The organism is Polyangiaceae bacterium, assembly GCA_020633205.1.
In the GTDB taxonomy this organism is placed as follows: Bacteria; Myxococcota_A; Polyangia; order Polyangiales; family Polyangiaceae; genus JAHBVY01.
On sequence record JACKEB010000010.1, the window covers coordinates 1,564,631 to 1,589,109 of the forward strand.

At 63.8% G+C, this 24,479-nt stretch carries 21 protein-coding genes, 1 tRNA gene and 1 pseudogene; 8 read left to right on the forward strand and 15 right to left on the reverse strand.

The genetic code is table 11. The features are described from left to right. Nucleotides 1–65 precede the first annotated feature (65 nt). From H6718_06605 to H6718_06620, 4 genes are all read left to right on the forward strand, one after another. Entirely contained in the window at nucleotides 66–1,322 is a 1,257-nt protein-coding gene (locus H6718_06605) for a hypothetical protein (GenBank protein ID MCB9585050.1), read from the forward strand. Nucleotides 1,323–1,379: 57 nt separating this feature from the next. After that, the gene (locus H6718_06610; protein MCB9585051.1) at nucleotides 1,380–3,302 is read left to right on the forward strand and encodes a hypothetical protein; all 1,923 of its coding nucleotides are present in this window, start codon (nucleotides 1,380–1,382) and stop codon (nucleotides 3,300–3,302) included. After that, nucleotides 3,299–3,922: a response regulator transcription factor gene (locus H6718_06615; GenBank protein ID MCB9585052.1), complete on the forward strand. Its 624-nt coding sequence runs from the start codon at nucleotides 3,299–3,301 to the stop codon at nucleotides 3,920–3,922. The genes H6718_06610 and H6718_06615 overlap by 4 nt, the downstream gene beginning before the upstream one ends. A 149-nt stretch (nucleotides 3,923–4,071) precedes the next feature. Then, nucleotides 4,072–6,027, forward strand: a complete 1,956-nt coding sequence (locus tag H6718_06620) for a hypothetical protein (GenBank protein MCB9585053.1) — start codon at nucleotides 4,072–4,074, stop codon at nucleotides 6,025–6,027. On the opposite strand, the gene H6718_06625 is transcribed toward H6718_06620, so the two are convergent. The 12 genes from H6718_06625 to H6718_06680 form a co-directional block, all read right to left on the reverse strand. After that, nucleotides 6,024–6,332, reverse strand: coding sequence for an antibiotic biosynthesis monooxygenase (locus tag H6718_06625; protein MCB9585054.1), 309 nt, complete (start codon nucleotides 6,330–6,332; stop codon nucleotides 6,024–6,026). The genes H6718_06620 and H6718_06625 overlap by 4 nt on opposite strands. Nucleotides 6,333–6,383: 51 nt before the next feature. Next, the gene (locus H6718_06630) at nucleotides 6,384–6,695 is read right to left on the reverse strand and encodes a helix-turn-helix transcriptional regulator (protein MCB9585055.1); all 312 of its coding nucleotides are present in this window, start codon (nucleotides 6,693–6,695) and stop codon (nucleotides 6,384–6,386) included. An 86-nt stretch (nucleotides 6,696–6,781) separates the two neighbouring features. Further along, nucleotides 6,782–8,290, reverse strand: a complete 1,509-nt coding sequence (locus tag H6718_06635) for a hypothetical protein (protein ID MCB9585056.1) — start codon at nucleotides 8,288–8,290, stop codon at nucleotides 6,782–6,784. Nucleotides 8,291–8,364: 74 nt separating this feature from the next. Next, nucleotides 8,365–9,774, reverse strand: a complete 1,410-nt coding sequence (locus tag H6718_06640; protein ID MCB9585057.1) for a hypothetical protein — start codon at nucleotides 9,772–9,774, stop codon at nucleotides 8,365–8,367. Further along, the gene (locus H6718_06645; protein ID MCB9585058.1) at nucleotides 9,771–11,270 is read right to left on the reverse strand and encodes an OmpA family protein; all 1,500 of its coding nucleotides are present in this window, start codon (nucleotides 11,268–11,270) and stop codon (nucleotides 9,771–9,773) included. The genes H6718_06640 and H6718_06645 overlap by 4 nt, the downstream gene beginning before the upstream one ends. A gap of 144 nt (nucleotides 11,271–11,414) precedes the next feature. Beyond that, the gene (locus H6718_06650; protein MCB9585059.1) at nucleotides 11,415–11,792 is read right to left on the reverse strand and encodes a 2Fe-2S iron-sulfur cluster binding domain-containing protein; all 378 of its coding nucleotides are present in this window, start codon (nucleotides 11,790–11,792) and stop codon (nucleotides 11,415–11,417) included. Between the two features lie 6 nt (nucleotides 11,793–11,798). Continuing rightward, nucleotides 11,799–13,796 (reverse strand): Fe-S protein assembly chaperone HscA, encoded by a 1,998-nt coding sequence (hscA, locus tag H6718_06655; protein MCB9585060.1) that lies wholly within the window; start codon nucleotides 13,794–13,796, stop codon nucleotides 11,799–11,801. Then, nucleotides 13,796–14,389, reverse strand: coding sequence for a Fe-S protein assembly co-chaperone HscB (hscB, locus tag H6718_06660; GenBank protein ID MCB9585061.1), 594 nt, complete (start codon nucleotides 14,387–14,389; stop codon nucleotides 13,796–13,798). Before hscB ends, hscA begins: the two co-directional genes overlap by 1 nt. Before the next feature lie 65 nt (nucleotides 14,390–14,454). Beyond that, complete coding sequence (locus tag H6718_06665) at nucleotides 14,455–14,859, reverse strand: iron-sulfur cluster assembly accessory protein (protein ID MCB9585062.1); 405 nt, start codon at nucleotides 14,857–14,859, stop codon at nucleotides 14,455–14,457. Nucleotides 14,860–14,861: 2 nt separating this feature from the next. Continuing rightward, nucleotides 14,862–15,263: a Fe-S cluster assembly scaffold IscU gene (gene iscU, locus H6718_06670; protein ID MCB9585063.1), complete on the reverse strand. Its 402-nt coding sequence runs from the start codon at nucleotides 15,261–15,263 to the stop codon at nucleotides 14,862–14,864. 34 nt (nucleotides 15,264–15,297) lie between these two features. Further along, complete coding sequence (locus tag H6718_06675; GenBank protein MCB9585064.1) at nucleotides 15,298–16,521, reverse strand: IscS subfamily cysteine desulfurase; 1,224 nt, start codon at nucleotides 16,519–16,521, stop codon at nucleotides 15,298–15,300. A gap of 16 nt (nucleotides 16,522–16,537) precedes the next feature. Continuing rightward, the gene (locus tag H6718_06680) at nucleotides 16,538–17,101 is read right to left on the reverse strand and encodes a MerR family transcriptional regulator (protein ID MCB9585065.1); all 564 of its coding nucleotides are present in this window, start codon (nucleotides 17,099–17,101) and stop codon (nucleotides 16,538–16,540) included. A 227-nt stretch (nucleotides 17,102–17,328) separates the two neighbouring features. On the opposite strand from H6718_06680, the gene H6718_06685 reads away from it, so the two are divergent. The 4 genes from H6718_06685 (at nucleotide 17,329) to H6718_06700 (ending at nucleotide 19,471) form a co-directional block, all read left to right on the forward strand. Beyond that, the gene (locus tag H6718_06685; GenBank protein ID MCB9585066.1) at nucleotides 17,329–17,856 is read left to right on the forward strand and encodes a hypothetical protein; all 528 of its coding nucleotides are present in this window, start codon (nucleotides 17,329–17,331) and stop codon (nucleotides 17,854–17,856) included. A gap of 98 nt (nucleotides 17,857–17,954) precedes the next feature. Continuing rightward, entirely contained in the window at nucleotides 17,955–18,530 is a 576-nt protein-coding gene (locus H6718_06690) for a hypothetical protein (GenBank protein MCB9585067.1), read from the forward strand. A 44-nt stretch (nucleotides 18,531–18,574) separates the two neighbouring features. Next, nucleotides 18,575–19,117: a hypothetical protein gene (locus H6718_06695; GenBank protein ID MCB9585068.1), complete on the forward strand. Its 543-nt coding sequence runs from the start codon at nucleotides 18,575–18,577 to the stop codon at nucleotides 19,115–19,117. A 280-nt stretch (nucleotides 19,118–19,397) separates the two neighbouring features. Then, nucleotides 19,398–19,471: transfer RNA gene (locus H6718_06700), tRNA-Met, on the forward strand. A gap of 492 nt (nucleotides 19,472–19,963) precedes the next feature. On the opposite strand, the gene H6718_06705 is transcribed toward H6718_06700, so the two are convergent. The 3 genes and pseudogenes from H6718_06705 to H6718_06715 form a co-directional block, all read right to left on the reverse strand. Then, the gene (locus tag H6718_06705; protein ID MCB9585069.1) at nucleotides 19,964–22,693 is read right to left on the reverse strand and encodes a DEAD/DEAH box helicase family protein; all 2,730 of its coding nucleotides are present in this window, start codon (nucleotides 22,691–22,693) and stop codon (nucleotides 19,964–19,966) included. Continuing rightward, complete coding sequence (locus tag H6718_06710) at nucleotides 22,690–23,184, reverse strand: hypothetical protein (protein MCB9585070.1); 495 nt, start codon at nucleotides 23,182–23,184, stop codon at nucleotides 22,690–22,692. The genes H6718_06705 and H6718_06710 overlap by 4 nt, the downstream gene beginning before the upstream one ends. 813 nt (nucleotides 23,185–23,997) lie before the next feature. After that, nucleotides 23,998–24,471, reverse strand: a pseudogene (locus tag H6718_06715) (site-specific DNA-methyltransferase). Nucleotides 24,472–24,479 lie beyond the last annotated feature (8 nt).

Sequence of the window (24,479 nt, forward strand, 5' to 3'; positions counted from 1 at the left end):
GCAGGACTCGCGGCGGGTACTGGAGACGCGTCGCGCCGATTTCGACTGATCACACGGAGGGTCTCATGCGCATCGCACTCACTTGCCTCGTACTCGGCACACTGGCCATCGGCTGTTCGGATGACGCTTCATCAGGCAACGGAGGCGCCGGAGCCGCTGGAGGAAGCGGTGGCGCGGCCGGCAATGCTCAGGGTGGTAGCTCAGGCTCCAGCGGCAGCAACCAGGGCGGCATGGGCGGCACGGGCGGCGCAGCCGGCGGCATGGGCGGCAGTGCTGGCTCAAGCGGCAGTGCTGGCTCAAGCGGCAGTGCTGGCTCGAGCGGCAGTGCTGGCGCCGGTGCTGGCGGCATGGGTGGCAGCGCGGGTGCAACGACTGGAGGCGCAGCCGGCGCGGCCACGGGCGGTGCGGCGGGGAGCGCAGGAGCAACGACAGGCGGCACCGCCGGCATGGCCAGCGGAGGCGCCGCGGGCAGCGCTGGAACGGTGGGCACCGGCGGTAGCGGCGGAACGCCCAGTGCTTTCTGCGCGGCAAAGCCAACGGGCACGCGCTGCGCGCGGGGCACCGAAGACGTTTTCTTGGTGGGTGGCGTGACGTCGGGTGGCGAGGGCCAAGTCAACGTCCATCGGCGCTCGGACGGTGCCTTTGTTCGCTCACTCTTCAAGGGAGGGCTCCTCACCCCCAACCGAGTCTACCAAGGACCTGACAACTGCATTTACGTGTCGGGCTTCAGTGAAGTCACGGTCTGGGACACCGACGGGAAGTTCGTGGCTGAGCACTTCATCGGGCAGCCGCTTGGGCTCGACTTCTTTGGAGGCAAGATCTACGTCGGGCGCAGCGACCAGATCGAGGAGTTCAGCGACTTGACGATGACAGGTTCGACCTACGCCAGCGGCGCGGCTCACTTCATTCACTTCCGCACGGATGGGAGTGCCTGGGTCAGCCAGGCAGACCTGGGCACGAACCGCGTGGCGATGGTTCCGGCGGGCGGCGGTAGCATGACGGACCTATTGACCGGTGTGGACGATCCGATGCAAATCGCTGAGATAGCCAGCGGGCAGTTCTTGGTGTCCCTCGCCGGTGAGGCGCGGGTCGCGGAGCTGAACGGAAGTGGCAGCGCGACCGCCTCGACAGCGACCCCTGGCTTGAACCCCGTGGGCGCTCAACTGCTCGACAACGGTGACTTGTTGGTGTCGTCGAGCAATCCGCCGGATTTCGACGGAGGTGGCACGTATGGCGTGTTCACCGCAACGCGCAACGGATCCGCGGTCACCTCAGTGCGCAGCATGGCCGTCTCGAGCAATATCGAGCTCAGTTGCCTTTAGCGCTCAGCCGCAAGGAAATGCCAATACTCGGCGATTCCGTGCGACCCTCTAGGCTCGATGAGTTGGGCGGGGCTTCGAGTATTGCTGCTGTTCGTCTGCGCGACCCTGCTCGGCGCCTGCGGCTACACCCCCGGGCACACGCTGGAGCGCAAATCGGGCAGCTCCGTCGAGCCTCCAGCGGTCGAGCTGAGCGACTGGGAGTACCACTGGGGCGACCTACCGCGCGATGCGGAAGGTCGCCTGGTGGAGCCCAAAGATGGATCCCCGTGGCAACACTTGAGGCTCCCTGCTTACCCCACAGGGCGCCCGCCCGGCGAAGCTGGACACTATCTCTGGATGCGCGCGCGCCTGCCTGGCGCTCACTGGCAAGAACCGACCCTGAGCATCGACCAGGCGCTGCTGGCCCTCGAGGTGTACTTCAAGGGTCAGCGCATTCACGCCTTCGGCGACCTGGAGCACGGCCACAACACGGGGCGCGGCTTGCCCTGGCATTTGGTCAGTTTGCCGCGGGGCAGCGAAGGTCAGTGGGTGTACCTGCGCTTGCGCTCGGACTACTCGCTGATCGGCGTGCAAGGACGCGTACGAGTGGGCGAGCGAGGCGCTTTGCTCAGCGACGTGGTGCGGAGCGACGTCGCGAGCTTGCTGATCGGCGCCCTGGTGATCTTGCTCGGAGTGCTGGCGCTATTGGCCGCTGCGTTGGGTCGAGGCGACCGTCCGTTGAGCTTCGCCTTTGCTTCACTCGCGCTCGGCACGGGGCTCTACACGCTGCGCTACACCCGCATCAAAGGCATCCTGGTCGACGCGCCGGAGCTGTGGTTCGACGTTTGGTTCCTGTCTCACCCGCTCTTGTTGCTAGGCGGCCTGGGCTTCGCTTGGCGGCTGTTCTTCGCGCACGGCACTTCACGCTGGCAGCCGTGGCTCAAGCGTCTGTGGTGGTTCGAAGTGTGCTGGCTGGCTTGTTTCCTCGGGGTTGCGTACACGGTGGGTGGCCTCGGCCCTTGGACGCTGCTCGACAACGACCAACAGAACGCGCTACTCGGTACGCTCCGGGTGCTTCACGGCGTGAACGACTTGCTGATCTTGTTCGTCGTTGGGCAACGCGCCTTGGCGGGGAACCGCGAGGCGCGCTGGTTTGCGTTGGGCGTCATCGTGCTCACCCTGGCGGGGGTGCGTGACGTGGCCGCGGCCGTCGGTTGGATTTCGTTCAGCGGCAACACGTATGTTCCGTGGGGTGTGCTGGTGTTGATCGGCTGCCTCGCGACGATTCTGTTTCAGCGCTACCTGGAGGAGCTGCGCGAGAGCGCCCGCGCGCTGGCTGCCAGCGCTCAACAGCGCGCCGCGATGATGCGTGATCTCCACGACGGCATCGGCGGCATCACCACGAACATCGGACTCTTGAGCGAAATCGCCAAGCGGCGCGAAGGCGTGGAGCTCGAGCGTACGCTGCAAACCATCGCCACCCTGTCGCGAGATGGGCTCGGAGAAATCCGCAGCTTCATGCACAGCCTCGACGACGAAGAGGCGAGCTGGAGCGGTTTGATCGCGGAGCTCCGTGGTCAAGCGCGGCACGTCTCAGCGAGCCTCGCGACGGAAGACGCTGAAAACGCGATCAGCGTCGAGGCATCTCACCCACCGAACCTCGAACCGCCGCCGAATCTACTGCGCTATCACCTGTTGAAGATCGCCCGCGAGGCGATGACCAACGCGCTCAAGTACGGTTCGGGAGCCCCCCGCCTGGCGCTCGACATCAGCGGGGAGCGCCTGCTCTTCGAGCTGCAGAATCCAATCGATGGTTCGGCGCCAAAGCCAGAAGCGCTGGGCATCAATCGCGGCCGTGGCTCGAACAACCTGCAAACGCGTGTGCAAGCGTTAGGCGGAAAGCTCCACACCGAGCGCGACGCCGATCGCTACACCTTGCGCATCGAAGTCCCCTTGCCCATCACGTACCCTGAGCTGGAGACCGAAGGGAGCACCCGATGAAGCTCTTCATCGTCGAGGACGACCATCTCATCCGTCAAAATCTCGAACTCTTGCTTGGGGGGGAGAGAGAGGTGGAAGTCGTTGGTACCGCAGCGAACGTCGCTGACGCCCTCGCGGCACTGAGCGATTCCCCTGCGGAAATCGTCCTGAGCGACATCGGCCTCCCCGATCAATCCGGCATCGAGCTGATCGCCGCGCTCAAAGCGCAGCGCCCAGAGCTCGAGGTGATGGCCTACACCGTGTTCGAAGATCGCGAGACGGTGTTCGCCGCGCTCAAAGCCGGCGCGACCAGCTACGTGCTCAAAGGCTCCACACCGCGGGAGTTGATCGAAGCGTTGCACAGCCTGAATCAAGGCGGCGCGCCCATGAGCCCGAAGATCGCCCGCGCGGTGATCCAGGAGTTTCAAGCGCGCCCCGCGGCTAGCCCGGAGCTCTTGAGTCGCCGCGAGACGGAGGTGCTGAGCTTCGTTGAACAGGGGCTGAGCTACAAAGAGATCGCCAGCAACCTGAACTTGAGCCCGCACACCGTGCACAGCCACATCAAGAAGATCTACGAAAAGCTCCAGGCCAATGGCAAGCACGACGCCCTGGAGAAGGCCCGCCGGAAGGGCTTGATCTAGATCCTCGCGGATAGTCTCTTTGCGCTCGGAGCAGCAGCAAGCGCAGATTGGGGATACGGCCTCCCCAGCGCGGGTGATTGAGTGGTGAGAGGCAATCCGACGGATCCGGCGGCTCGTAATGCACGAGCACCATCGGATCAGGAGGACTCATGCGTCGACTCATCATCGCCACTTTTCCACTGCTATTGGCCCTTGCCTGCGATGACTCCAGCAGCAAGAAGCCCGCCGGCGGCAACGGAGGCGCGGCGGGAAGCAGCGCCGGAGCGGGAGGCAGCCAGACCAGCGGCGGCGCGGGAGGCAACAGCGGCAGTGCCGGTGTGAGCGGCAGTGCCGGTGTGAGCGGCAGCGCCGGCGCTTCGGGAGCTGGCGCGGGCGGTGCGAGCGGCGCGGGCGGTGCGAGCGGAGGCGGCGCAGGCACCGGCGGCAGCGCGGGCAATCAGCCGAATCAGATCTTCAGCGTCTCGCCGGGCGCCATCGGCTTGAGCGGCACAGCCGTCGAGACGAACCAGAGCCAAGTGGCGAGCCAGCTGTATGGCTCGAGCAACGTTGGAGACGACGCCGACCATAGCGGAGCATCGGGAACCAACGAGCTCTACTTCAGCAACGCGAACCTCGGGCTCGCCGCAGCGGACGACCTAGACGCCGTGAGCGCTCCCCATCAGGTCGTTTTCCCTGCACCGCTATACTTTTCCGTAAGGAATGTTACACAGAGCACCGACGGCTTGCCCGTCACCGAGGTCCGCGATGAGTCCATGGCCAGCGAAGATCCGGGCGACCTCTTCGTCTCCGTCGGCGCGCTAGATCCCACCGGCGGCGGCAAGAACCAGCTCTATACCGACGAGTATCGCATCGGCCTGCAACCCCTAGCGGCGGGCGGCACACCGAAGGACAACGTCAACGCCTTCGACCTCGATGTGCAAGGCAACGCGCGCATCTACTTCTCCGTCACCAAGGACTCCCAAGGCGCGCCCGGCAGCGCCGTCGCCATGACCGCGGCCAACGAACGCGGTTGCACCTTGTTCGAGTCCGACGGCGATGGCGTGAACCGCGTCACCTTCAGCTGCGACGATCTCGGCTTGCTGCCGGGAGACGACATCGACGCGCTAGTCGTGTTTGGCGCCGCGATCACCACGCCCAGCGACGTGTGGTTCTCCGTGGATCCAACCAGCGTCGGCAAGACGGGGAGCGCGGTGTTCCTGCAATCGAGCGCGGGCGAGCACCCCGCCGACGTCTTCCAATCCAAGGGCGGCGGCGTCAACGCGCTGCTCGTCGATCAAGTCGCCCTCGGCTTGCAACCCATGGCATCCAGCGGAGGCCAAGACGACATCGACGCCCTCGCCGTGCGCGCCGACGATTTCGATTGGTTCTGGTACTGGGGTTCATTCTCCCCGCCCGCACCGCCGCCAGGCGCTCCGCCGCCCGCGCAGTTCTCGAGCGGCCTCAAACGGCACTCGTGTGAGTTTGCCAATCCCAGGGAAAAGACTCCTCAGCCCGCGCAAGACATTTCAGCGGTGAGAGCCCAGCTCGAGACGCCCGACGTCGTGCGCTACTTCAACTCGGCGAACGCACCATTTGGTCCGGGCTTGAGTCTCCCGGGCCTGCCCTACGGTGTTTTCCACGGTGGCCTCGTGACCCCCGGTTCCGTTGCCGCAGGGCAATATCTACATGTTAGCGTCAAGCTGCGCGCGCCGTTCCCTGCGGACGACCCCGGCAACAAGTTCTACCAGTACGCCTTCGTTGTCGATCGAGACGGCGTCGCCGGCAACAACTACGCCGCCAGCGCTCCATGCGACGCCGACTTCTTCGACGGCACCGATCGCTGGTACGAGCTTCACACCGGCCCTGGCGGCACGTTGATCCTCACCGTGACCGAAGCCTTGAACGGCACCTTTACTGACGTCACCGCAACCAGCGGAGCCGTCGCGGTCATCCTGGTGGACGAGATCCACTTCTTCGTCCCCAAGTCGGAGCTCGACTCGATCGGTGCCGACTTGACCAAGCTCAAGTACCGCGTGAGTGCGTTCGCCCATGACGGCGACTACGTCACCAACTGGAGCGGCGGTGTGTTCCCCGGCTTGACGGAGCCCGCACTGACGGTGCCCTAGCCGACTGACTCGGAGCTGAGCACGGGCGCGTAGTGCTGCATCTCCTCGATGTGGGTGATGAAGGGACGCACCGCTGCCAGGAACGCCGGGAACTCCGCGCTTTTGCGAAAGCCGCTTAAGTGCTCCTCGACGGAGGTCCAGTGGATGCGCAGGGTGAAGCGCGCCGGCTCCTCTTCGCAACGAGCCAACTCGTAGTCGATGCAGAACGGGCTGACGTCCAGCACCTTGGCCGCTCGTTGATACGCGGAAACGAACTCGTCCGTTTGGTCGTCAGGGATGCGATAGCGCACGTACTCGGTGATCATCGACGGAAGCTAGTGCCCACCACTGACAACCGCAACGCACCAGATGGTGCGTTAAGGGCGGTTCGTTAGGTTATCCCGGTGCTCCTCCCCCCAATCAAAAAGGGCCTGCAACACGGGAGACAGGGAGCGACCACGGTCGGTCATCACGTAGGCAGACGCAGCGTCTTTTTCGATCAAACCGCCGAGCTCCAGCTCATGGATGCGCTGGGTGAGCATCTTGTCACTCAGCTTGGGCACTAAGTTCCGCAAGTCTCGATAGCGCTTCGGCCCTGTCTTGAGGTGGGCCAAGAGCACCGTCTTCCACTTTCCCCCGAGCACGCTGAGTGCGAACTCCACGGGGCAACCAAACTCCGATGACGTCACCCGCGCTACATAGGCACCAACGCCGCGCCTGACAGCCCGCTAAAGTTGCTCCCCGCGTAATCAGTAGCCACGCAGGCTCGAGCCGCTCAATCAGTGCGTATCGGCTTGCCGGAGCGATCGTACTCCCGCTCGTCGTACTGGTCGCCGTCATCGTACGTGTACTCGAGTCGCAGCTGACCCGTGTCGTAGTACTCCTTTACCCGCTGCGCGCCGCCCGGCTGCTCGACGGCTTCCCTCGCGAGCTTGCCACTACGGGCGTAGTCTCTCGTGGCTCGATGCGTACCGTGCAGGTAGTCCATCTCCGCTCTAAGAGTACCATCCTCGCGGAAATACCTGACCGTGCCGTGCACCGCGCCATCCGCGTCGTGGGGCGTGCTGTGCTCGACCGTCCCGTCTTTGTAGTAGCTGACTTCGTCGCCCACAATCTTACCTTGCTGGTACCGCGTTTCGGTCTTGATGTAGCGAACTACCGTGCGGATTCTGGTCCAGAGACCTTGTTTCTTACCTGCTTCGTATTGCCCAGTTTCGCTTAGGTCGTCGTATCGGAGTGAGTACTTCCCGTGCCGCTTGCCGTGCACGTAGTTCGTTTTCTCATGGTAATTCGTTTCGTCCGCTTGGAAGCGCTCGCATAGAGCGTGCTCCTGCCCTTGGTCGAAGTTCTCTCGGGAGAGCAGCTTGCCGTGCGCGTCGTAACCCTCCCAAAGCCCCTGCTTGCGATCGTTTTCATAACGTCCACGGGCGACGACCACCCCATGAACCTCCTCGTCCTCTAGTGTCGCGAAGCGAATGTAGGGTCCCTGCTTCTTGGGGCGACGTCCCTCGAGTCGGCCGCAGAAGATCGCCGGTTCGCGGATCAGGTACGCGAACTCCAGCTCCTCCACCTGCCTGAAGAGCTGCGTCCCCTTGGGACAAATGAGGGTGCCCTTCGCTTTTGTCGGAGCAAAGAACGCTCGCGAATAGAAGGACATCGCGCGCTTGAAGTCTTGCTCCTCGTAGAAGGCGCCGGCTTCCACACAAGCATTGGCGTAGCCGCCTTCACAGCCCTTTTCATATAGTTTGATGGCTTTGTCGGGGGGTTCGTGGGCGGCTAACTCGTAGCAAGCGTCCCCGTAGCCCGCGCTGCAAGCATCCACGCGGATACGTCTTGCGCCTACGGCATCACGCTCACCACCGACACCTCGGTCCATCAGCCGTGCGAATTGCACGCAGGATGGCTGGTAACCACTCTCGCACGCTTTCTGCCAAGCTGCCCTCGCGCCTTCGAGGTCGGGCTCGAACTTGGTCACCGGGAGAATCGGATTCTCCGCACCACCGAGGGCCAGGATGTAACCCAACCGCGAGCAGCTCAGCGCTTGCCCCTGCTTGCATAGCTCTTCACAGGCGTACAGAGCCCACGCCTCACACAACTTTCCGAACTTCGATCGCCGTGGCTTCAGCTCGGGCAGGCCCGACGTCACCGGCGCTGGAGCGTCGGGCGGGGCTTGGACGGCACGCTCCGGTGCCAACGGACGCGGTGAAGACGGCGGAAGTTGCTTCCCCGCGCAACCGACTGCCAACGCTAGGAACACTAGAAGTGAGCCCCCAATGGTTCGCATCGCCCTAGCCTACCATCCGCACTCAACACTCTCGCCCAGGAACCCAGAAGCGAGGGTTTGGGGGGAGAGGAGCGTCAGGGCTGACGGATACGATGGATCACGCTGGCCTCCCCAGCGCTGGGAGCCGGCTGATCGCGCACCACGAATACATCGAGCGTGCTCGGGGTGACCGATGTCTGGAAAGTACAGCTCGTGCGCGGCGCGACGAAAGGCGTGAGCACGTTGAGGCCGACGGCATCCCCCGGCGTCCGATTGTGCAGCAGCTGACCAGTGACCTCCGTCATACCGGTGACTGGCAGGAGTCCGCTCTGGGTGAGGAATTGATCCATCTCACCGGTGCCGCCGCTCAGCGTGATCACGACGCCGCCACCCATGGTGAACGAGTCGAGAGACGCCTGGAGCGCAGCGCCCGCCGTCGCGAGCTCACCCATTGGAGCCAGGGTCTGATCGTAGACCAAGAACACCTGAGCGCTCGCGACGTTCAGCTGAGCAGGAATGAGGGTGTAGTCGCTCACGGTCGTGAGCGCCAAGGGGCGTCCAGAGTTGGTCTGCGCATCGGCGACGACCTGCGCGACATCGTTCTTGTGCGGCTGCGAAGCGTACTGGTCCCAGGCAAGCACGCTCACACCGGCGAATCCGGGAGGCAACGTGACCGCGTTGGTGAACAGCAGCTGCTGCATCGAGTCCTTCGGGTGGACATCGAGATCCATGCACATGGCAACGATGTGGCCAACCCGGGAACCCACACAAGAGCCTGCCTGGCACACCCGAGTGACGCAGCGATTGCCGCAGCTCCCACAGTTGTCGGGATCCGTCTGCTTGTCGACGCAGGTGCCGCTGCAGTCCTCGAGGGGCGGCGTGCACAGCGGCACACAGGCAAACCCACCATCGACTGCGGCACACACCGGCTCGGCGACGGTGCATGAAGTGAAACAATCTCCGCAGCGCGCGGGCGTGTCGAACGGCGGGACGCACGCATCCGCCGCGTCCGTGGCTGCATCGCTCGCGTCCGTGGCTGCGTCGCTGGCGTCCGTGGCTGCGTCGCTCGCGTCTGTGGCTGCATCTCCAGCGTCGCTCGATGCGTCGCCACCGTCTGCGGAAGCATCACCGCCGTCTGCTGAGGCATCGCCGCCGTCCGTCGATGCGTCGCCAGCGTCGCTCGGCGCATCAGTCGTCGCGTCGCTCCCTCCGTCAGCCGTCGCGTCGCTACCCCCATCGAGGCTCGCGTCGCTACCGCCGTCCACGCTGGCGTCACCACCGCAAACCCCTGCGACGCACGCGACGCCTTCGGCGCACGCATTGCCACACGAGCCGCAGTTCGCGGGATCAGAGCTTAGGTCGAGACACTTGCCGCTACACTCGGTCAGCCCGCTGCGGCAGTCGCCTCCGACGATCCCCGAGGAACTACACGCGAGAGGTACCGCGGCGGCGAGCACGCACGCCACGACCAGCTGACGCAATAGCTTGAAGGCGGGCTTCTTCACTTCGCGCCTCCCTTCGGCGCCTGGCCCTCGTCATCAGGACCTTCCTCGGGCAGCTTGGTGTCGTCGTCGCTGGGAGGCACCGGGACCGGAGGCGGCGCAGCCTTCGAGCTGGCTGCTGCGTCGCTGTGCTGAACCACTTTGCGCTCCCGTGTCACCTTGAACTCCACCCGTCGGTTCATGAACCAAGCATGTTCTGAGCTCTTGTCCACCAACGGGCGCTCGGAGCCGTAGCCGATCGCGTTCATCCGGTCCTTGGCGACCCCATGCTTGACCAGGAATTCCATGACGGAATTGGCTCGGTCTTGGCTGAGGCGCTTGTTGAAGCTATCGCTACCGCGGGCGTCGGTGTGCCCCTCCACTTCGATGTGCACGTACTCCGGGTGCTCGAGGATCAGCTTCGCGAGACGCTCGAGCAGCGGGTAGCTGACGACACGAATGATGTGACTGTTGGTGCGGAAGTGCACGCGGTCGTCGAGCACGATGCGGTCGCCAACCACGCGGATCTGCTCTGAGTCCGGGCAGCCGTCGTGATCGGCGTAGCCGTTCTTGGTCTCGGGCTCGTTGGGACACAAGTCTTCGCTGTCCGGAATGCCGTCTTGATCGTTGTCGGGGTCAGGGCAGCCGTCTTCGTCCTCGAAGTCGTCCTTGTCCTCGGGTTCGTCAGGACACTTGTCTTTGACGTCCAAGATCCCATCCTGGTCGTTGTCCGTGTCCGGGCACCCGTCGTTGTCTTGGAAGCCGTCCTTATCCTCGGGGATCAGCGGGCAGTTGTCGGCGCCGTCGAGGACGCCATCCTTGTCGTTATCCGGCTCGGGGCAACCGTCCCAGTCCTCGAACTGATCCTTGTCCTCAGGCTCGTCCGGGCACCTGTCCTTGGGGTCGATGATTCCATCGTGGTCGCGGTCACCGGGGCCCTTCGGGGGCTCGCCGAACACCAGCTCGAGGTGGATCCCGACGAACGGCACCCGCGCGTCCGCGGGTCGGAGCTGATCGTCAGGCTGAAAGACGTGGGTGTAGCCGAACACCGGCCCAACGCCGAGGCGCCCAGACGCCGCACTGAAGTCGTACCCAAGCTGAGCATCCACGCCTGGGCGCGCGGCGCCGCCTGTAAACACTGCTTCCCCGTGGAAAGCAAACCAGAGCCCACCGGGAGACACCGCTCGCACACCGCGCTCCCCAAACGGATGCAGCCGCGCGCCCAAACCCACCAGGGTCGCACTGCTCGCTCCCAGGGGCTCTAGCGTCGGATCCTGCGGCGGATCTCCCTCGCTGAGGTAGATGGTGCCCAGCTGAAACTCGACACCCAGGAAACTAGCCACCCCGAGCTCCGCGCCCAGGAGGCCCGTTGCACCGAGCCCCAGCTCGCGTTGCTGATGGCCCCCGAGTGCCTTGCTGAGGCCCGCTGCACCATGGGCCCGCAGGGGCTCTGCGGACGCAGCGCTGCTCAAAGACAGGGCAACGCACGAGGTGCAAATGGCAAGGGACAGGCGGCGCACGTGTTTCTCCAATTTAACGTGGTAACAGATCGGCCAGCCTCCGGAAGTCTTAATGCCTTCCCGTGCCAAGCCGACCGGCCACGTCGCCCAGTGCCTGCGAGAGCCGCGGTTTTCCCCGCCGATCAGCGATGTGAACTCTTCACACTACTTTTGCGGCGGAGCGCCTCTGAGTGCCAAGTCTGCGGGGCGCGGCTCGTTCGGGTGCTCGTTATAGAACGCCTCGAGGCTCTCCTGGCTGATGCGCACCGCGATGAGACCGTCGCGCTCAATCTTGGCCTGGCAACCGAGGCGCGACGTCATGCGCACGTCGAACGCCTTGTCCAGGATGTCCTCTTCGTCCTCTTCGGCTTCGCTCAGCAGGTTCGCGCCTTCTTCCACATAGACGTGGCAAGTCGAGCACGCGCACACACCACCACACGCGTCGCCCTCTGGGGCGTGAATCTGCTTCGAAGCCTGAAGGATGCTCGTTCCCACGGGCACTTCGACTTCGAGATCTTGATCGATGAATCGCACCTTTGCCATCTGTCGCTAGCCCTTGGGCTCCTCCAAGCTCACTGAAACTCCACCATGAGCTGCCGCGCGCGTGGCTTCAGCATGCTTCGCGGCGCTTTCCTCCAGGTGGGCTTCGATACCTCGCGCGTTCTCCACGCGCTTCTCCACGTCGCCGAGCGACTTGCCAAGCGTTGCCGCACGGATTGCTCGATCCATGCGCCGCCCGGCCCAGTCGTGAGTCACGTCTTCCAGGCTGTCGATGGCGAGCTGAATCGAGCTCGCCTTCTTCGCGGACTGGATTGCCTGCGCCAGGTCTTCGACCGCTTGCACGACCTTCGTGCGCTCGGCGTCACTCAAGAGATCGGTGTCGCTCGTCAGCGCCTTCTGCGTGGCGTGCAAGATGCGCTGGCCCTCGACCCGCGCGTCAGCCAGACGCCGCGCCTCGAGGTCTTCCTCGCCGTGATCCAGCGCGTCGAGCAGCATGTCCTCGACCTGCTCGTCCGTGAGACCGTAGCTCGGCTTCACCTCGACGGTTTGCTCGATTCCGGTCGTCAGCTCCGTCGCGTGCACCTGCAAGAGGCCGTCCGCGTCGACGTGAAACTCCACCTCGAGGCGCGCCATGCCTGCTGGCATCGGCGGAATGCCCTTCAGGGTGAAGCGCGCAAGCGAGCGGCAGTCGCCAGCCAGTTCGCGTTCACCTTGCACCACGTGCACTTCAAAACCAGTCTGATTGTCCGCGAAGGTCGTGAAGGTGCTGCGCGCCCCAACGGGGATGGTGGTGTTGCGCGGCAAGATCTTGTCTACGCCGCCACCCATCGTCTCGATCCCCAGGGAAAGCGGCAACACATCGAGCAGCAGCACTTCGTCGCTGGCGTTCGCTAGCAAGTCAGCCTGCACTGCGGCGCCGTAGGCCACCACCAGGTCGGGATCGATGTCTCCAAGAGGCTCCTTGTGGAACACCTCGGCGACGAACTGCTTCACTCGCGGCACCCGCGTGGAGCCGCCAACCAGGATCACGCCGTCGACCTCGTGCGCCTCCAGTGTTGCGTCACGCAGCGCCCGCCGACAGCTCCTGCCGGTGCGCACCAACAGCGGGTCGATGAGCGCCTCGAAGTGCGCGCGGGTGATGCGGTGCTCGACGTTTTGCCCGCCCTTCTTCGGCAGCTCGAGCACTACCTCGTCAGCATCCGTCAGGGCGTGCTTTGCCTTGCGCGCCGTCTCCAGGGCAAGACTGATGATTTCGGGCGGCGCCGTGGTGTTTCCGTCAGGATCTGCCTCGAAGCCCATCGCCGGCAACAGCTCGAGGGCCAGCGCGCGATCCATGTCGTCGCCGCCGAGGGCGCTATCGCCGCCAGTGCTCATCACCTGGAACACGCCATCTTCCAGCCGCAAGATGGTCACGTCGAAGGTGCCGCCGCCCAGGTCGAACACCGCGAACACGCCGTTTTGCTGCTTCTCCAGGCCGTACGCCAGCGCAGCAGCTGTGGGCTCGTTCAACAGCCTGAGCACCTCGAGCCCAGCGAGCTTGCCCGCGTCCTTCGTCGCCTGGCGCTGAGCATCATCGAAGTACGCAGGTACGGTGATCACTGCGCCGCCCACGGCGTTCAGTTGCTCCACCGCGCTCTGGCGCAGGCTCTTCAAGATCTCCGCGCTGACCTCCACCGGGGTGCGGCTGCCGTCGGCGTCCAGGTCGAAGCGCACGACGCGCCCATCGGCTTCGCTCTCCGGCGTCTTGAACTTGTAGGCGCCGAGGGTCTTCGTCTGCGGGTCGTCCGCCGCGCGGCCCATGAAGCGCTTCACGCTGATGATGGTGCGCTCGGGCTCCCGCGTGGCGTAGCTCTGGGCGTTGCGCCCCACGATCACGTTTCCCCGCGGACCATAGTGGACCACGCTCGGGAGGAGCGCCGTGCCGTCGCAGTTGACCAGCGCCACGGGCCGCCCATCGCGCACGTGAGCGACGACAGAGTTGGTGGTCCCCAGATCGATGCCGATGGCTTTGGGCGGCGCCTTGGGGTCGAAGATGTCCAGTAGCATTACTCTAGCTCGTCCAGTATGGCGTTCGCCTCATCGAGGAAACGCCGGAAGTATCTCAGCTTGCCCAGCTCTCTGAGCAGCTGTTCGCGGTCGGTCTCGCTGACCTTGCTCTGCACCTCACCCCCTGCTGCCCCTGCAGCTCCACTCGCAGAGCTTGCGTCGGATTTTTGGGGGGAGAGGGCGGCGAACTGACGGGTCAGCTCCGTCAGCACTTCACGCTGCCGCACGGTAATTGCTGAAGCTAGCTTCTCGACCTCGTCCAGGTTCTTGGAGCGCCGGGCGTCACCGAGCGCCTCGCGCTGCTCCATCATTTCCATCAGGAGCATCGGGTCTGCCTTTGGCTCCGTGGACTCGCTGCGCTCGATGCCGAGCACCGCGCACAGCGCCTCGGCGCGCTGGATTGGATCCTTCAGCTTGCGCCAGGCTTCGTTCACCTCGATGGCTTTGCCCAGGGCTTGGCGCCGCTCGCCCGACGGCGCGCCAACGTAGCGATCCGGGTGCAAGACCTTGGAGAGCTCGCGGTGGCGCCCTTCGAGTTCGCTCAAGTTGAGGTCGAAGCTCGGCGCGATGTCGAAAACTTGAAAAGGGTTCATGGCGTAAAGACGCCTCGATTCCCGAGGGAACCGAGGCGGCTCGATCTGTTGGAACTCAGGCCCGCTCAGCGAACCGTGAAAGAGTGCCCGCAGCCGCAGCGCGAAGCCTCTTGGGGGTTCTTGAACTTGAAGCCCTGGAACATCAGCGTGCGTTCGTAGTCCAGCACGGAGCCCATCAGGTAGATCATGCTCTTCTTGTCGACGTAGAAGCGCACTCCGTCGACCTCCAGCACGCGATCGCGATCCCGCGGTGGATCGTCGGAGAACTCGATCACGTAGCTGAAGCCAGAGCAGCCGCCGCCCTTGATGCCCAGGCGGATTGCAGCGTCCGGCGTGCCGCGCGTGGCGAGCTTCTGCCGGGCGAAGTCAGCGGCCCCACTGGTGATGGTCAGAGCCCGAGACAAGTCAGGCTGTGCAACCTGAGGCGTGGTCTCTGCTCCACTCGTCATGGCAACTGCAGCTTCGGTCATGGTCAGCTCTCGAGCGCTGCCTTCTGGGCGCGCTTCTTCTTGAAGTCTTCGATGGCGCTCTTGATGGCGTCTTCCGCCAACACCGAGCAGTGGATCTTCACCGGGGGGAGGTTCAGCTCCTCGGCGATCTGGCTGTTCTTCAAGGCGTAGGCTTCGTCGATGGTCTTGCCCTTGATCCACTCGGTAGCGAGGGATGAAGAGGCGATCGCCGAGCCGCAACCGAAAGTCTTGAACTTGGCGTCTTGGATCACGCCGTCGTCGCTCACCTGGATCTGCAGCCGCATCACGTCACCGCAAGCGGGTGCGCCAACTAGGCCGGTGCCAACGTTCTCGGCGTCCTTGTCCAGGGTGCCGACGTTGCGGGGGTTTTCGTAGTGTTCGATGACTTTGTCGCTGTATGCCATGGCTCTGTTCTCCGAATCCGGTCGCTGATCGAAATCAGTGCGCGGTCCATTCAATCGATTTGATGTCGATGCCTTCCTTGTGCATCTCGTAGAGGGGCGACATGTCGCGCAGCTTGCGCACCTTGCCGATCACCAAGTCGGCGACGTAGTCCACTTCCTCTTCCGTGTTGAAACGCCCGAGGCCGAAGCGAATCGACGAGTGGGCGAGCTCTTCGTCGAGGCCCATCGAGCGCAGCACGTAGCTCGGCTCGAGGCTCGCGCTGGTGCAGGCGGAGCCGCTGGAGACGGCTACGTCTTTGATCGCCATCATCAAGCCTTCGCCCTCCACGAAGGAGAACGAGAGGTTCAAGTTGCCGCACAGGCGCCGCTCCGGGTGGCCGTTAAGCACCACCTCGTCGAGGGCGTCGGTGATCTTCTTGTGTAGGCGATCGCGAAGCGCTTGGATGCGCACGCTCTCCTGGGCGCCTTCCTCCATGAGGATCTTGCACGCCTTGGCGAAACCCACGATGCCCGGCACGTTCAAGGTGCCTGAGCGCATGCCGCGCTCGTGGCCACCGCCGTCCATTTCCGCGACCAAACGCACGCGGGGCTTGCTGCGCCGCACGTAGAGAGCGCCACAGCCCTTGGGCCCGTAGATCTTGTGGGCGGTGATGCTCGCGAGGTCGACATTCATTTCCTGGACGTCGAAGGGCGTCTTGCCGAGACCTTGCACCGCGTCGCAGTGCAGGAGCACGCCTTTTTCGCGGGTGATCTTGCCGATCTCTGCGATGGGCTGGATGGTGCCGACCTCATTGTTCGCGAGCATGATGCTGACCAAGATGGTCTTGTCAGTCATTGCCGCGCGGATTGCTTCGGGGTCTACCACGCCGTCAGGCCCAGCGGGCACGTAGGTGACCTCGAAGCCTTCCTTCTGCAAGCGCTTGCAGCTGTCGAGCACCGCCTTGTGCTCGATGGTGCTGGTGATGATGTGGTTGCCCTTGGACTGGTAGTAATGGGCGACGCCCTTGATGGCGAGGTTGTCACTCTCGGTCGCGCCGGAGGTGAACACGATTTCCTTGCCGCTCGAGGCGCCGATCATCTTCGCGATGGTCTCGCGGGCGTCGTCCACCGCGGCCTCGGCGGTCCAGCCGTAGGCGTGGGTGCGGCTCGCGGCGTTGCCGAACGTCTCCAAGAAGTACGGCTTCATGGCTTCGAACACGCGCGGGTCCATCGGAGTGGTCGCGTGGTTGTCCATGTAGATGGGGAACTTGAGGGCCATGTCTTGGTTTCTCGAATCAGCTCAGGTGGAGGCCTGCGACGAGGTCCGGCGCTTCAGGCGCTTCGGGGTGTCGCTCGCAGGCGGTGCATGAGTGGACCGGCAGCGCGGGTTCACACGCCGAGTCACAGGTGTTGAGGTAGAGCAGGCTGGCCTGGAGCTCTGACTCCAAGGCGCGCAGCTCGCGGATCTTTTCTCGGGTCTCTGCCAGCTTGTCGACATAGACCTGACGCAGCTTGCTGGCGCTTAGCCGTGCGGAATCGGCGTCTTCGTGTTCACGCACCAGCTCTTGGATTTGACTCAGGCTGAGCCCCAGGCTCGAGAGCTTGATGATCCAGCGGGTGCGCTGGAGCATGTCCGGCGCAAACAGCCGGTAGCGTCCCTTTTCGCTCCGCTCATGGGCGTGGATCAGCCCCATGTCTTCATACAGATGAATCGCGCGCACCGTCTTACCGACGGCCTTCGCTAGCTCCCCAACCTGCAGCAGATCTTCCGGCGCGACGTCCACGTCACTCGCCGCCGAGAGAGGGATGAGCTCTCCGTGGGGCTGGGCGACTTGAAGGCGAACTTTGCGGGAGGACATTGGATTGGCGCCGCTTAGCGCTTTTGAGGGGACTCGTCTAACCCTTACGTATGGGTGAGGGTTACGCTACGGAAGGTTGTAAGGGGCCACGCGGTCTCTGTCAACCTGGGCCGAACACCCCAACCGGCGTCCACCAAACGACCTAACCTACGGCGATTGCTCACTTTTTCTTCAAAGAGTGAGCCTCCAGGGCGAAAGCCCACGTAGCCTTTGGCGTTGGTTGAAGCATGAAGAAGTCGCTCCCCTCACCCCCAAACCCGTTCCGAGCGCTCGGAAGAGCGCTGCTCACCGCACTGCTGATCACCCCGCTACTGCTCAGCGCTGGCGGTTGCCGCTCGACTCCCAAGCCTGGGGAGCTCTGCACCCAGAAAGGTTGCGACGATGGCCTGCGCATCGAGTTTCAGACGGCGAAATGGGAAGTCGGGTCCTACGCATTCCGTGTGGAAGCAGATGGAAAGCACACGCTGTGCAAGTCAGTGTTCCCGCTGATGCCGTGCAATATCGGCCGCAGCGTGCAGTGCACCGGGGATCCGAACGCAGCCGTCTACGAGTCTGGCTGTGGTGTTGAAGCGGAGAAGCAGAGCTTCTCCGAGGTGCATTTCCAGTCTCACCCGAAGCAGGTCAAGGTGACCGTGCTGCGAGACGACGTGCAAATCGCGGAGCAAAGCTTCAAGCCGACCTACACCGTGACGCAGCCGAACGGCCCCAACTGCGAGCCGACGTGCCACCAAGCGAAAGAAACGCTGAAGCTCTGAAGCCGCTTGGAGCTCTGAGAGCGCTCGCGTTTGCAGCTTGGGCGGATGGAATAACTTCGCTCAGCGTAAGCGCCGAGTCGGGCTAGCGTTTCACCCCCATGCACACTCGCTCCCCCCGCCCGTCGTTCTTGCGTTACTTGCTCGGTGCCGTCGCCGTGCTGCCCCTGGCAGTCGCTTGCGCTAGCGGCAACCCCTCCCCGGCTCACCCTGGCAATAGTGGTCCGCCGAACCCGCCCATGGAAGGCAAAATCTGCACGGAAATTGGCTGCGTCGATGGCTTCCACCTCGACTTGCACAAAGAGAGCTGGGAAGCTGGCAGCTACAGCTTCCACATCGAGGCAGACGGCGCCGTCACGGACTGCACCGGCAACCTGCCCCTGAAGCCTTGCGACGGAAGCCCGAGCCTCACCTGCACCGGAGCCAAAGGCTTCTTCATCGGTGAGTCAGGCTGCGCGATGTCCCCCGACCAACAAGGCTTCGCCGAGATCCAGTTCGAGGGCGCGCCAAAGCAAGTCACAGTGACCATCAGCCGCGACGGCACAGAGCTAGTGAACCAGAGCTTCGAGCCGACGTATCGCGAGTCCCAGCCGAATGGCCCCGGCTGCGAGCCCATCTGCCATCAAGCAACCGCCGAGATGAGCATCGGGACGGCGCAGCCCGGCGTGAAGCTCTGAGCTGCGCCGTGGACGCGCGCTGTTTCAACGTAGAAATTGCAAACGTGAGCGCAAGGGGAGAGACCGAGCGACGTTTTCCGTACATGAACACACTCAAGCTCGGCCTCCTCGTCCCCTTCGTCACGCTCACTGCCGCTTCCCTCTTCACGGGCTGCGCGTCCAACCCACCCGGCGACGCGCAAGCCCCCACGCCAGACAGCGCGGCGCCCGCGTGCAGCCTGATCGGCTGTGAAGACGCACTGCAGATCCGCCTGGATGCACTCCGTTGGGGCGCTGGCGAATACACCTTCAAGTTCGACGTGGATGGCGCGTCCTCCGAGTGCAACGCGAGCGTGCCCTGGGCGTGTAGCCAAGACTGCGCCGCACCGGGCATCGCGTTCTACGGCTGCACGGAAGGCAAAGCGATCGAAGGCGTCCGCATCAGCGGCTCGCCGAAGCGCGTGAGCCTCACCATCCAGCGCGACGGAACCAGCGTCGCCAACAAGGTGTTCGAGCCAGATTACCAGCACGTGCAACCGAACGGCCCGCAGTGCGAGCCCATCTGTCACCAGGCGACCGAGAACCTCAGCGTGATCGTGCTGCGCTGAGCGGCGGCAGTCCCTATGTAATTTTCCTCTCGGAAATCAAAATGCGCACCGGCCCCCAAACCCGACGCCAGCGCCCCAGCATCCCCCCGCTCGTTTGGGGGTGAGGAGCAGCGCCCGGCCTCCAAGCGCACACCACCCACCGCGCCAACCGGCCTCGCGCCCCTCACGGCAACCTAACCCCCTGAAACTCCGCGATTTTCGCCCCTTTTCCAGGATTCGTACCGGCCTGCGCAATTGCCTTTGACAGAACCGTCCCAGCGACTATGTTCCCGGCCTCTGACGCGCGGTGGAGCAGCCTGGTAGCTCGTCGGGCTCATAACCCGAAGGTCGTAGGTTCAAATCCTACCCGCGCAACCGCTTTGCTCGAGGCCGGAAGCTAACGCTTCCGGCCTCTTCGCATTTGCGGGTCGGATTTCGATTTCTTTGGGTCGCCTTCGGCGACCTCCGCCGCTCCGCGGCGGGCTACCCGCGCCCACTAAGGCCGAAAGGCGAACCAAAGACGCCCGCTGGGTTATCAACCTGGCGGGCGTTTCTGCGTTTGTGCGCCAGCGTTTTGAAGCTGGTTTGGTCTGAGGGGCTCTTTGTGTGCGCAGCTAGGCGGCGTGAACAAGGACTGGACGGGGCGCTTCTGGGGGCGGTCTGAGACTGTCTGGGGGCTCAGAGGCGGTCTGAGGGTGACCTGGGGGTTATGGGGGGGTGGGTGTCGGCGATCCCCCACCGGACTCACCTGGAACGCGCACCGGTAGAACTTGGCTCCTCGCGGAATCGATGCAGCAACCTTGGACTTCCATGTCACAGGGCTTCCTGCGACAGGCCGTTCCGCGGTGTAGAGCTCACGCGCATCGCTTACTTGCCCTGTTTTGGCGCCTGGAACGTGTACATCTCCGTCAGGCCCTTGATGGTCGTGTTGTCGGCGATCGCGTCGTGCGGGATCAGGAGGTAGCGCCACGGTTTCCCGCCGTTGTCCTTCTCGTGGCCACTGGCGTGCTTGCACCAGACTGCCGCCGCGCGGGCCTTGGCGAGCACCACGGGGTCCTGCATCTGGTCCGCTCGCTTCGGTTCACACAGCAGCTTCTCGGTCTTCATCTCGACAACGAAATCCGGCTCGTAGGCGTTGTCGCTGGTGTAGCGGATCTGGAAGACGCCCTTGCCGGGCTTGAACCACTTGCTCACCGCCGAGTCCTTCTCCAGCACCACGGCGAAACGGCGCTCGGGATCGGAGTCGAACTTCTGCGTCGGGTAGAGGCACTTCTTGAAGCCGCCGAAGAGCATCTTGCGGATGTCCGACTTGTTGTTGATCGGCGTGTCGAACGGGCGCACCGATTCATCCGCAGACGCAGCAAAAGCCTGGGAACGAACCTCGGAGAAGCCGTGGCTCACAACGGCCTCGTAGGACGAAGCCTCTTCCCAGGTGTGCTGCTGCATCTGGGTGTGGATGAGATTCGAAATCTGCCGCTGGTGGAACAGCAGCACGTTCCGCACCTCGTCGTCGTCCTTCAGGTAGCTGCGCAGATGGGCGATGAACTGGCCTGCCAGGTTGTAGAGGAGGTCTGCCTGCTCGTCGTAGCTGACGTCGTCGAAGTCGATGAGCCCACGAACGACGTAGTCCTCCAGGCGCTCCTCTTCGTGCCCGCCCTCGAGCGCGCCGATGACCTCACGCGTGTCGCTGGTCAGGTGCTGGACCAAGATCTCCTTCGACACTGGCTGAAGGCGGAACGAGGAGAGGTCGAGCGTGAACTCGTTGAATCCTGCACGCACCACGCCCTTGGGCAACACGATGACGCGGGGAATGGCGATGGTGTGCGTGACGTAGACGGCCGTGGCCTCGCGCACCACCATCACGAGCTTCTTCTCGTCGATGGTCGGGTACATCGTGAGCTGCCCGGAGTTCAGCTTGTCGGTCACCTCGGCGACAATCTGCTTCTGCACCTCGTCGCTTTGCAGTGCTTTCGGCCCAGGCACGGCCTTCGGGTCGCGCGTGACCTTACGGATTGCCTCGAGCGCCAGCTTCGCGGCAGCCTGTTCGTCGGGCGTCTTGAACTTGGGCTCTGGCTGAGCAACCTGGCTCGCCTTGTCTCCGGTTCCAGCTGCGGTGGTCTCTCCCGGTTTGCTGGCTTCGACCGGGTGCGTGATGCCCAACATCGTCTCGACCACGGGAGCCACGACGACAGTCTGCTTCGGCGTCTCCGGGACGTCCTCGCCGATGTTGACGGTGCTGAAGGAGTAGCCGCCCTTCTTGGCTTCGTCGACGATGTCCTGGAAGCGGTCGTGGGCGACGATGGTCAGGCGATCGACGGCGGGCACGCCGGTCCGCCGCCCATACGGCAAACGGAGACCACGGCCGATGGACTGCTCCACCAGGGTTCGCGAGTCCGCCGCGCGCAGCGGCACGATGGTGTAGAGGTTCGTGACGTCCCAGCCCTCCTTGAGCATGTTGACGTGGACCACGATCTCCGTCGGCTCGTCTGGACGCTCGACGGCCAGCAGTCGCTCGACGTTCTCGTCCTTCTCCGAACCCTTCTGGCCGGAGTGGACCTGGATGACCCTGCCGCGGTAGCGGCCCTCGAAGAACGAGTCGTCCTCGATGAGCTTCACGAGCTCGTCGGCGTGCTGGGTGTCCGCGGCGATCACCAGCATGAACGGCTTCACCTTGCGGACGTTGTTCTGCTGGGCGTAGACGTCGAGGTCGACCTTGGCGGCCTCGTGGACCCGGATGCCATCCTCGAGCTTGAGGCGCTCGAGCGCGGCCGGCGTCATGGTCGACGGGTTGAAGTTGGCCCTCGTAGCGACAGCGGGCTCCTTCACGTAGCCGTCGTGCATGGCGTTGGCGAGTGGGTAGTCGAAGATGACGTTCTTGAAGCGGCTCGGAGACCTCCCCGACTCGATCTGAGGCGTCGCCGTGAGCTCGAGGCCCAGGACGGGCTTGAGATCCTCGATGGACTGCAGGCTCGAATCCGCCCGGTAGCGATGGGCCTCGTCCATGATCAGCACGAGGTCATCGAGCCCGGCGAGGTACTCGAAGTAGGACTGGCCGAGAAACTCCGAGAGACGCCACGCCTTGCGGGCATCCTTTGACCGCGTGTTGAACTTCGCGATGTTGAAGACGTTCACGACGACGTCGTCGCGCTCGAAGAGATCGAGGGTCTGGGGCTTCTGCTCGAAGTTGTCGCCCGTGACGAGCGCCGGCGCCTTGACCGCGAACTCGGCGATGCCCTGGAAGACGTACTTCGACGTGTTGGGCGTGAAGTCGGCGATGAGCTTGTTGTAGATGGTGAGGTTCGGCGCGAGCACGAAGAAGTGCCGGATGCCGTGCTCCAGGTGGAGGTAGGCGATGAACGCTCCCATCAAACGGGTCTTGCCTACGCCGGTGGCAAGAGCGAAGCATAGGCTGGGGAAAGATCTCTCGAAGTCTTCGACTGCCGAAAACTCAGAGCGGATGACGGACAGCGCCTCCGAGACGTCGCCGTTCTTGTGAGGCTGGGCGATCTCCATCACGCGGTGGAGAATCTCCAGCGACTTCCGCTGCGGCGTGCGCAGGCTGAGACGACCGCTGATGCTGTTCACGTGGCGGCTCATTTGCTCTTCCCTCCGTCTTCGATCCCCGCAAAGAGGGGCAGCTCCTGCATCGCAGAAGCCTTCTTGCGGCGCCGCCGCGTGGTGGTTGTCTTCTTCTTGCTGCCGTTGGTCTTGCCGTTCTTCTTCTCGTCGTCGGCCTCGGGCTCCGGCTCGGCCCGCTGCTCTTCGACCACCTGCACCGGAGGCAGGGAGTCGACGTTGAGGCTGTAGTCGTCACGCCCCCACTCGCAGCGGCTGAGCACCGCCTGCGGGATCTTCTTCACGGTGAGGTTGGGGAACTCGTCCCGCTTGGCGCGGAAGGCGGCGCAGCAGATCAGGAGCGTTCGCTCGGTGCCGACCTGGTCGCTGATGAATCGGAGCTGCTCGCGGCTGAGGTTCTGGGTGGTGATGTAGATGAAGTCGGTCTCGGTGGACTTGCCGTGGATCCAGAAGACGTCGGGGTCTGGCTCGTAGCGGAAGCCTTCGAGCTTGCACATCGCCTCGGCGAGCATCTCCGGGTGGTAGTCCTTGCTGACAACCCAGTTGCCCCACTTGTGTTTCTCTCAGAAGAGATGGCGCGAGTCGGTAGGTCGAAAGCCACCGCCGCCTTGCCAACCGGCGAATCCGGAGTGACGCCCGCTGGATCTTCGCCATCAACGACTTTGATGCGCGGGACGCATACGGTCGCTGCATGGTCGCCGAGCTCGACACCGATCCATCGGCGCCCCATCTTGTGCGCGACCGCGGCCCCGTGGTTCCGGATCCAGCGAATGAATCGAGAACCCAGTCGCCGGGGTTCGGTCGCAATCTGGAAGTCCGCGAGCGAGCGAGCTCTCCGGCTTTTGGGGGTGTCGAAGACCACATGGCCATCGAACATCTGCATCATCGCGCTTCGCAGAGTCGTTGGTGTCCCCGTGTCCGATGGCTTCCAAGCGTCTTTGGCACACCCCGCGCTCTTTTGCTGAACCTCCGAAAGGAACTTCTTGATTCGCGGGGCGTTGTTCCTGTCTTGCCGAACCAGATGTTGCCGGCAGCGATCGTGCGTGGTCTCGAAGGTCTCTTTGTGTAGAGCCAGCAGCGACCCTTCGGCGGGTTGTGAACCTTCAACTGCTGGGCGCTCGTAGTTCGGAGAACTGGGACGGCGTCTCATGTCCTGCTCTGGGCGGTCCCGTGTCACCGACTGCCAGGGCCACGCGGGTCGTTGTCGGGGTTCTTGTATCTATCCAGGACCTCGCGCTGAGCGGGAGCGGATTCCGGATCTGTTCGAAGAGCGGCTTGTTCTTGGCGTAGACAAGGATGTGGTCGTGGTTGAACGAGAAGACCCTTCATTTTTCGCGCGACGTTCTTCGCTCCCAGACCATGTTGGCAACAAAGTTCGCACGCCCGAAGATCTCGTCGCAGAGAACTTTCAGGTAGTGGGCCTCTGTGTCGTCGATCGAGATCCAGATCGAGCTTCCGTTGTCCGAAAGGAGTCGCTGGAGGATCTCCAGACGGTCTCGCATGAGCGACAGCCAGATCGAGTGTTCGAGGCCGTCATCGTACTGCTCGAACGCGCTGCCCGTGTTGTAGGGGGGTCGATAAAGACGCACTTCACCTTGAGGCGAAGTCCTGCTCCAGCGCCTTCAGAGCCAGGAGGTTGTCCCGTGGATCAGCATGTTGTCGAAGATGTCCTTCTCGGTCACGCGCTTTGGCGCGTGATACGAGAGTTCGTGGTCTTCGAGGAGGATGCGGGGCTCGAGGCGCGGCCGTTCATCCTTGCCGATCCACGTGAGCTCTAGTCTGCGTTTCTTCTCTGCCATGGGCGTCC

What these genes read in the sequence shown, in the direction of transcription:
- H6718_06690 (MCB9585067.1), top strand. Translation starts at nt 17,955, where the DNA reads ATGCACACTCGCTCCCCCCGCCCGTCGTTCTTGCGTTACTTGCTCGGT.
- H6718_06625 (MCB9585054.1), bottom strand. Translation starts at nt 6,332, where the DNA reads ATGATCACCGAGTACGTGCGCTATCGCATCCCTGACGACCAAACGGAC.
- H6718_06685 (MCB9585066.1), top strand. Translation starts at nt 17,329, where the DNA reads ATGAAGAAGTCGCTCCCCTCACCCCCAAACCCGTTCCGAGCGCTCGGA.
- H6718_06635 (MCB9585056.1), bottom strand. Translation starts at nt 8,290, where the DNA reads ATGCGAACCATTGGGGGCTCACTTCTAGTGTTCCTAGCGTTGGCAGTC.
- H6718_06605 (MCB9585050.1), top strand. Translation starts at nt 66, where the DNA reads ATGCGCATCGCACTCACTTGCCTCGTACTCGGCACACTGGCCATCGGC.
- H6718_06680 (MCB9585065.1), bottom strand. Translation starts at nt 17,101, where the DNA reads ATGTCCTCCCGCAAAGTTCGCCTTCAAGTCGCCCAGCCCCACGGAGAG.
- H6718_06615 (MCB9585052.1), top strand. Translation starts at nt 3,299, where the DNA reads ATGAAGCTCTTCATCGTCGAGGACGACCATCTCATCCGTCAAAATCTC.
- hscA (MCB9585060.1), bottom strand. Translation starts at nt 13,796, where the DNA reads ATGCTACTGGACATCTTCGACCCCAAGGCGCCGCCCAAAGCCATCGGC.
- H6718_06710 (MCB9585070.1), bottom strand. Translation starts at nt 23,184, where the DNA reads ATGCTCGCCGAGGCGATGTGCAAGCTCGAAGGCTTCCGCTACGAGCCA.
- H6718_06705 (MCB9585069.1), bottom strand. Translation starts at nt 22,693, where the DNA reads ATGAGCCGCCACGTGAACAGCATCAGCGGTCGTCTCAGCCTGCGCACG.
- hscB (MCB9585061.1), bottom strand. Translation starts at nt 14,389, where the DNA reads ATGAACCCTTTTCAAGTTTTCGACATCGCGCCGAGCTTCGACCTCAAC.
- H6718_06675 (MCB9585064.1), bottom strand. Translation starts at nt 16,521, where the DNA reads ATGGCCCTCAAGTTCCCCATCTACATGGACAACCACGCGACCACTCCG.
- H6718_06610 (MCB9585051.1), top strand. Translation starts at nt 1,380, where the DNA reads ATGAGTTGGGCGGGGCTTCGAGTATTGCTGCTGTTCGTCTGCGCGACC.
- H6718_06665 (MCB9585062.1), bottom strand. Translation starts at nt 14,859, where the DNA reads ATGACCGAAGCTGCAGTTGCCATGACGAGTGGAGCAGAGACCACGCCT.
- H6718_06650 (MCB9585059.1), bottom strand. Translation starts at nt 11,792, where the DNA reads ATGGCAAAGGTGCGATTCATCGATCAAGATCTCGAAGTCGAAGTGCCC.
- iscU (MCB9585063.1), bottom strand. Translation starts at nt 15,263, where the DNA reads ATGGCATACAGCGACAAAGTCATCGAACACTACGAAAACCCCCGCAAC.
- H6718_06620 (MCB9585053.1), top strand. Translation starts at nt 4,072, where the DNA reads ATGCGTCGACTCATCATCGCCACTTTTCCACTGCTATTGGCCCTTGCC.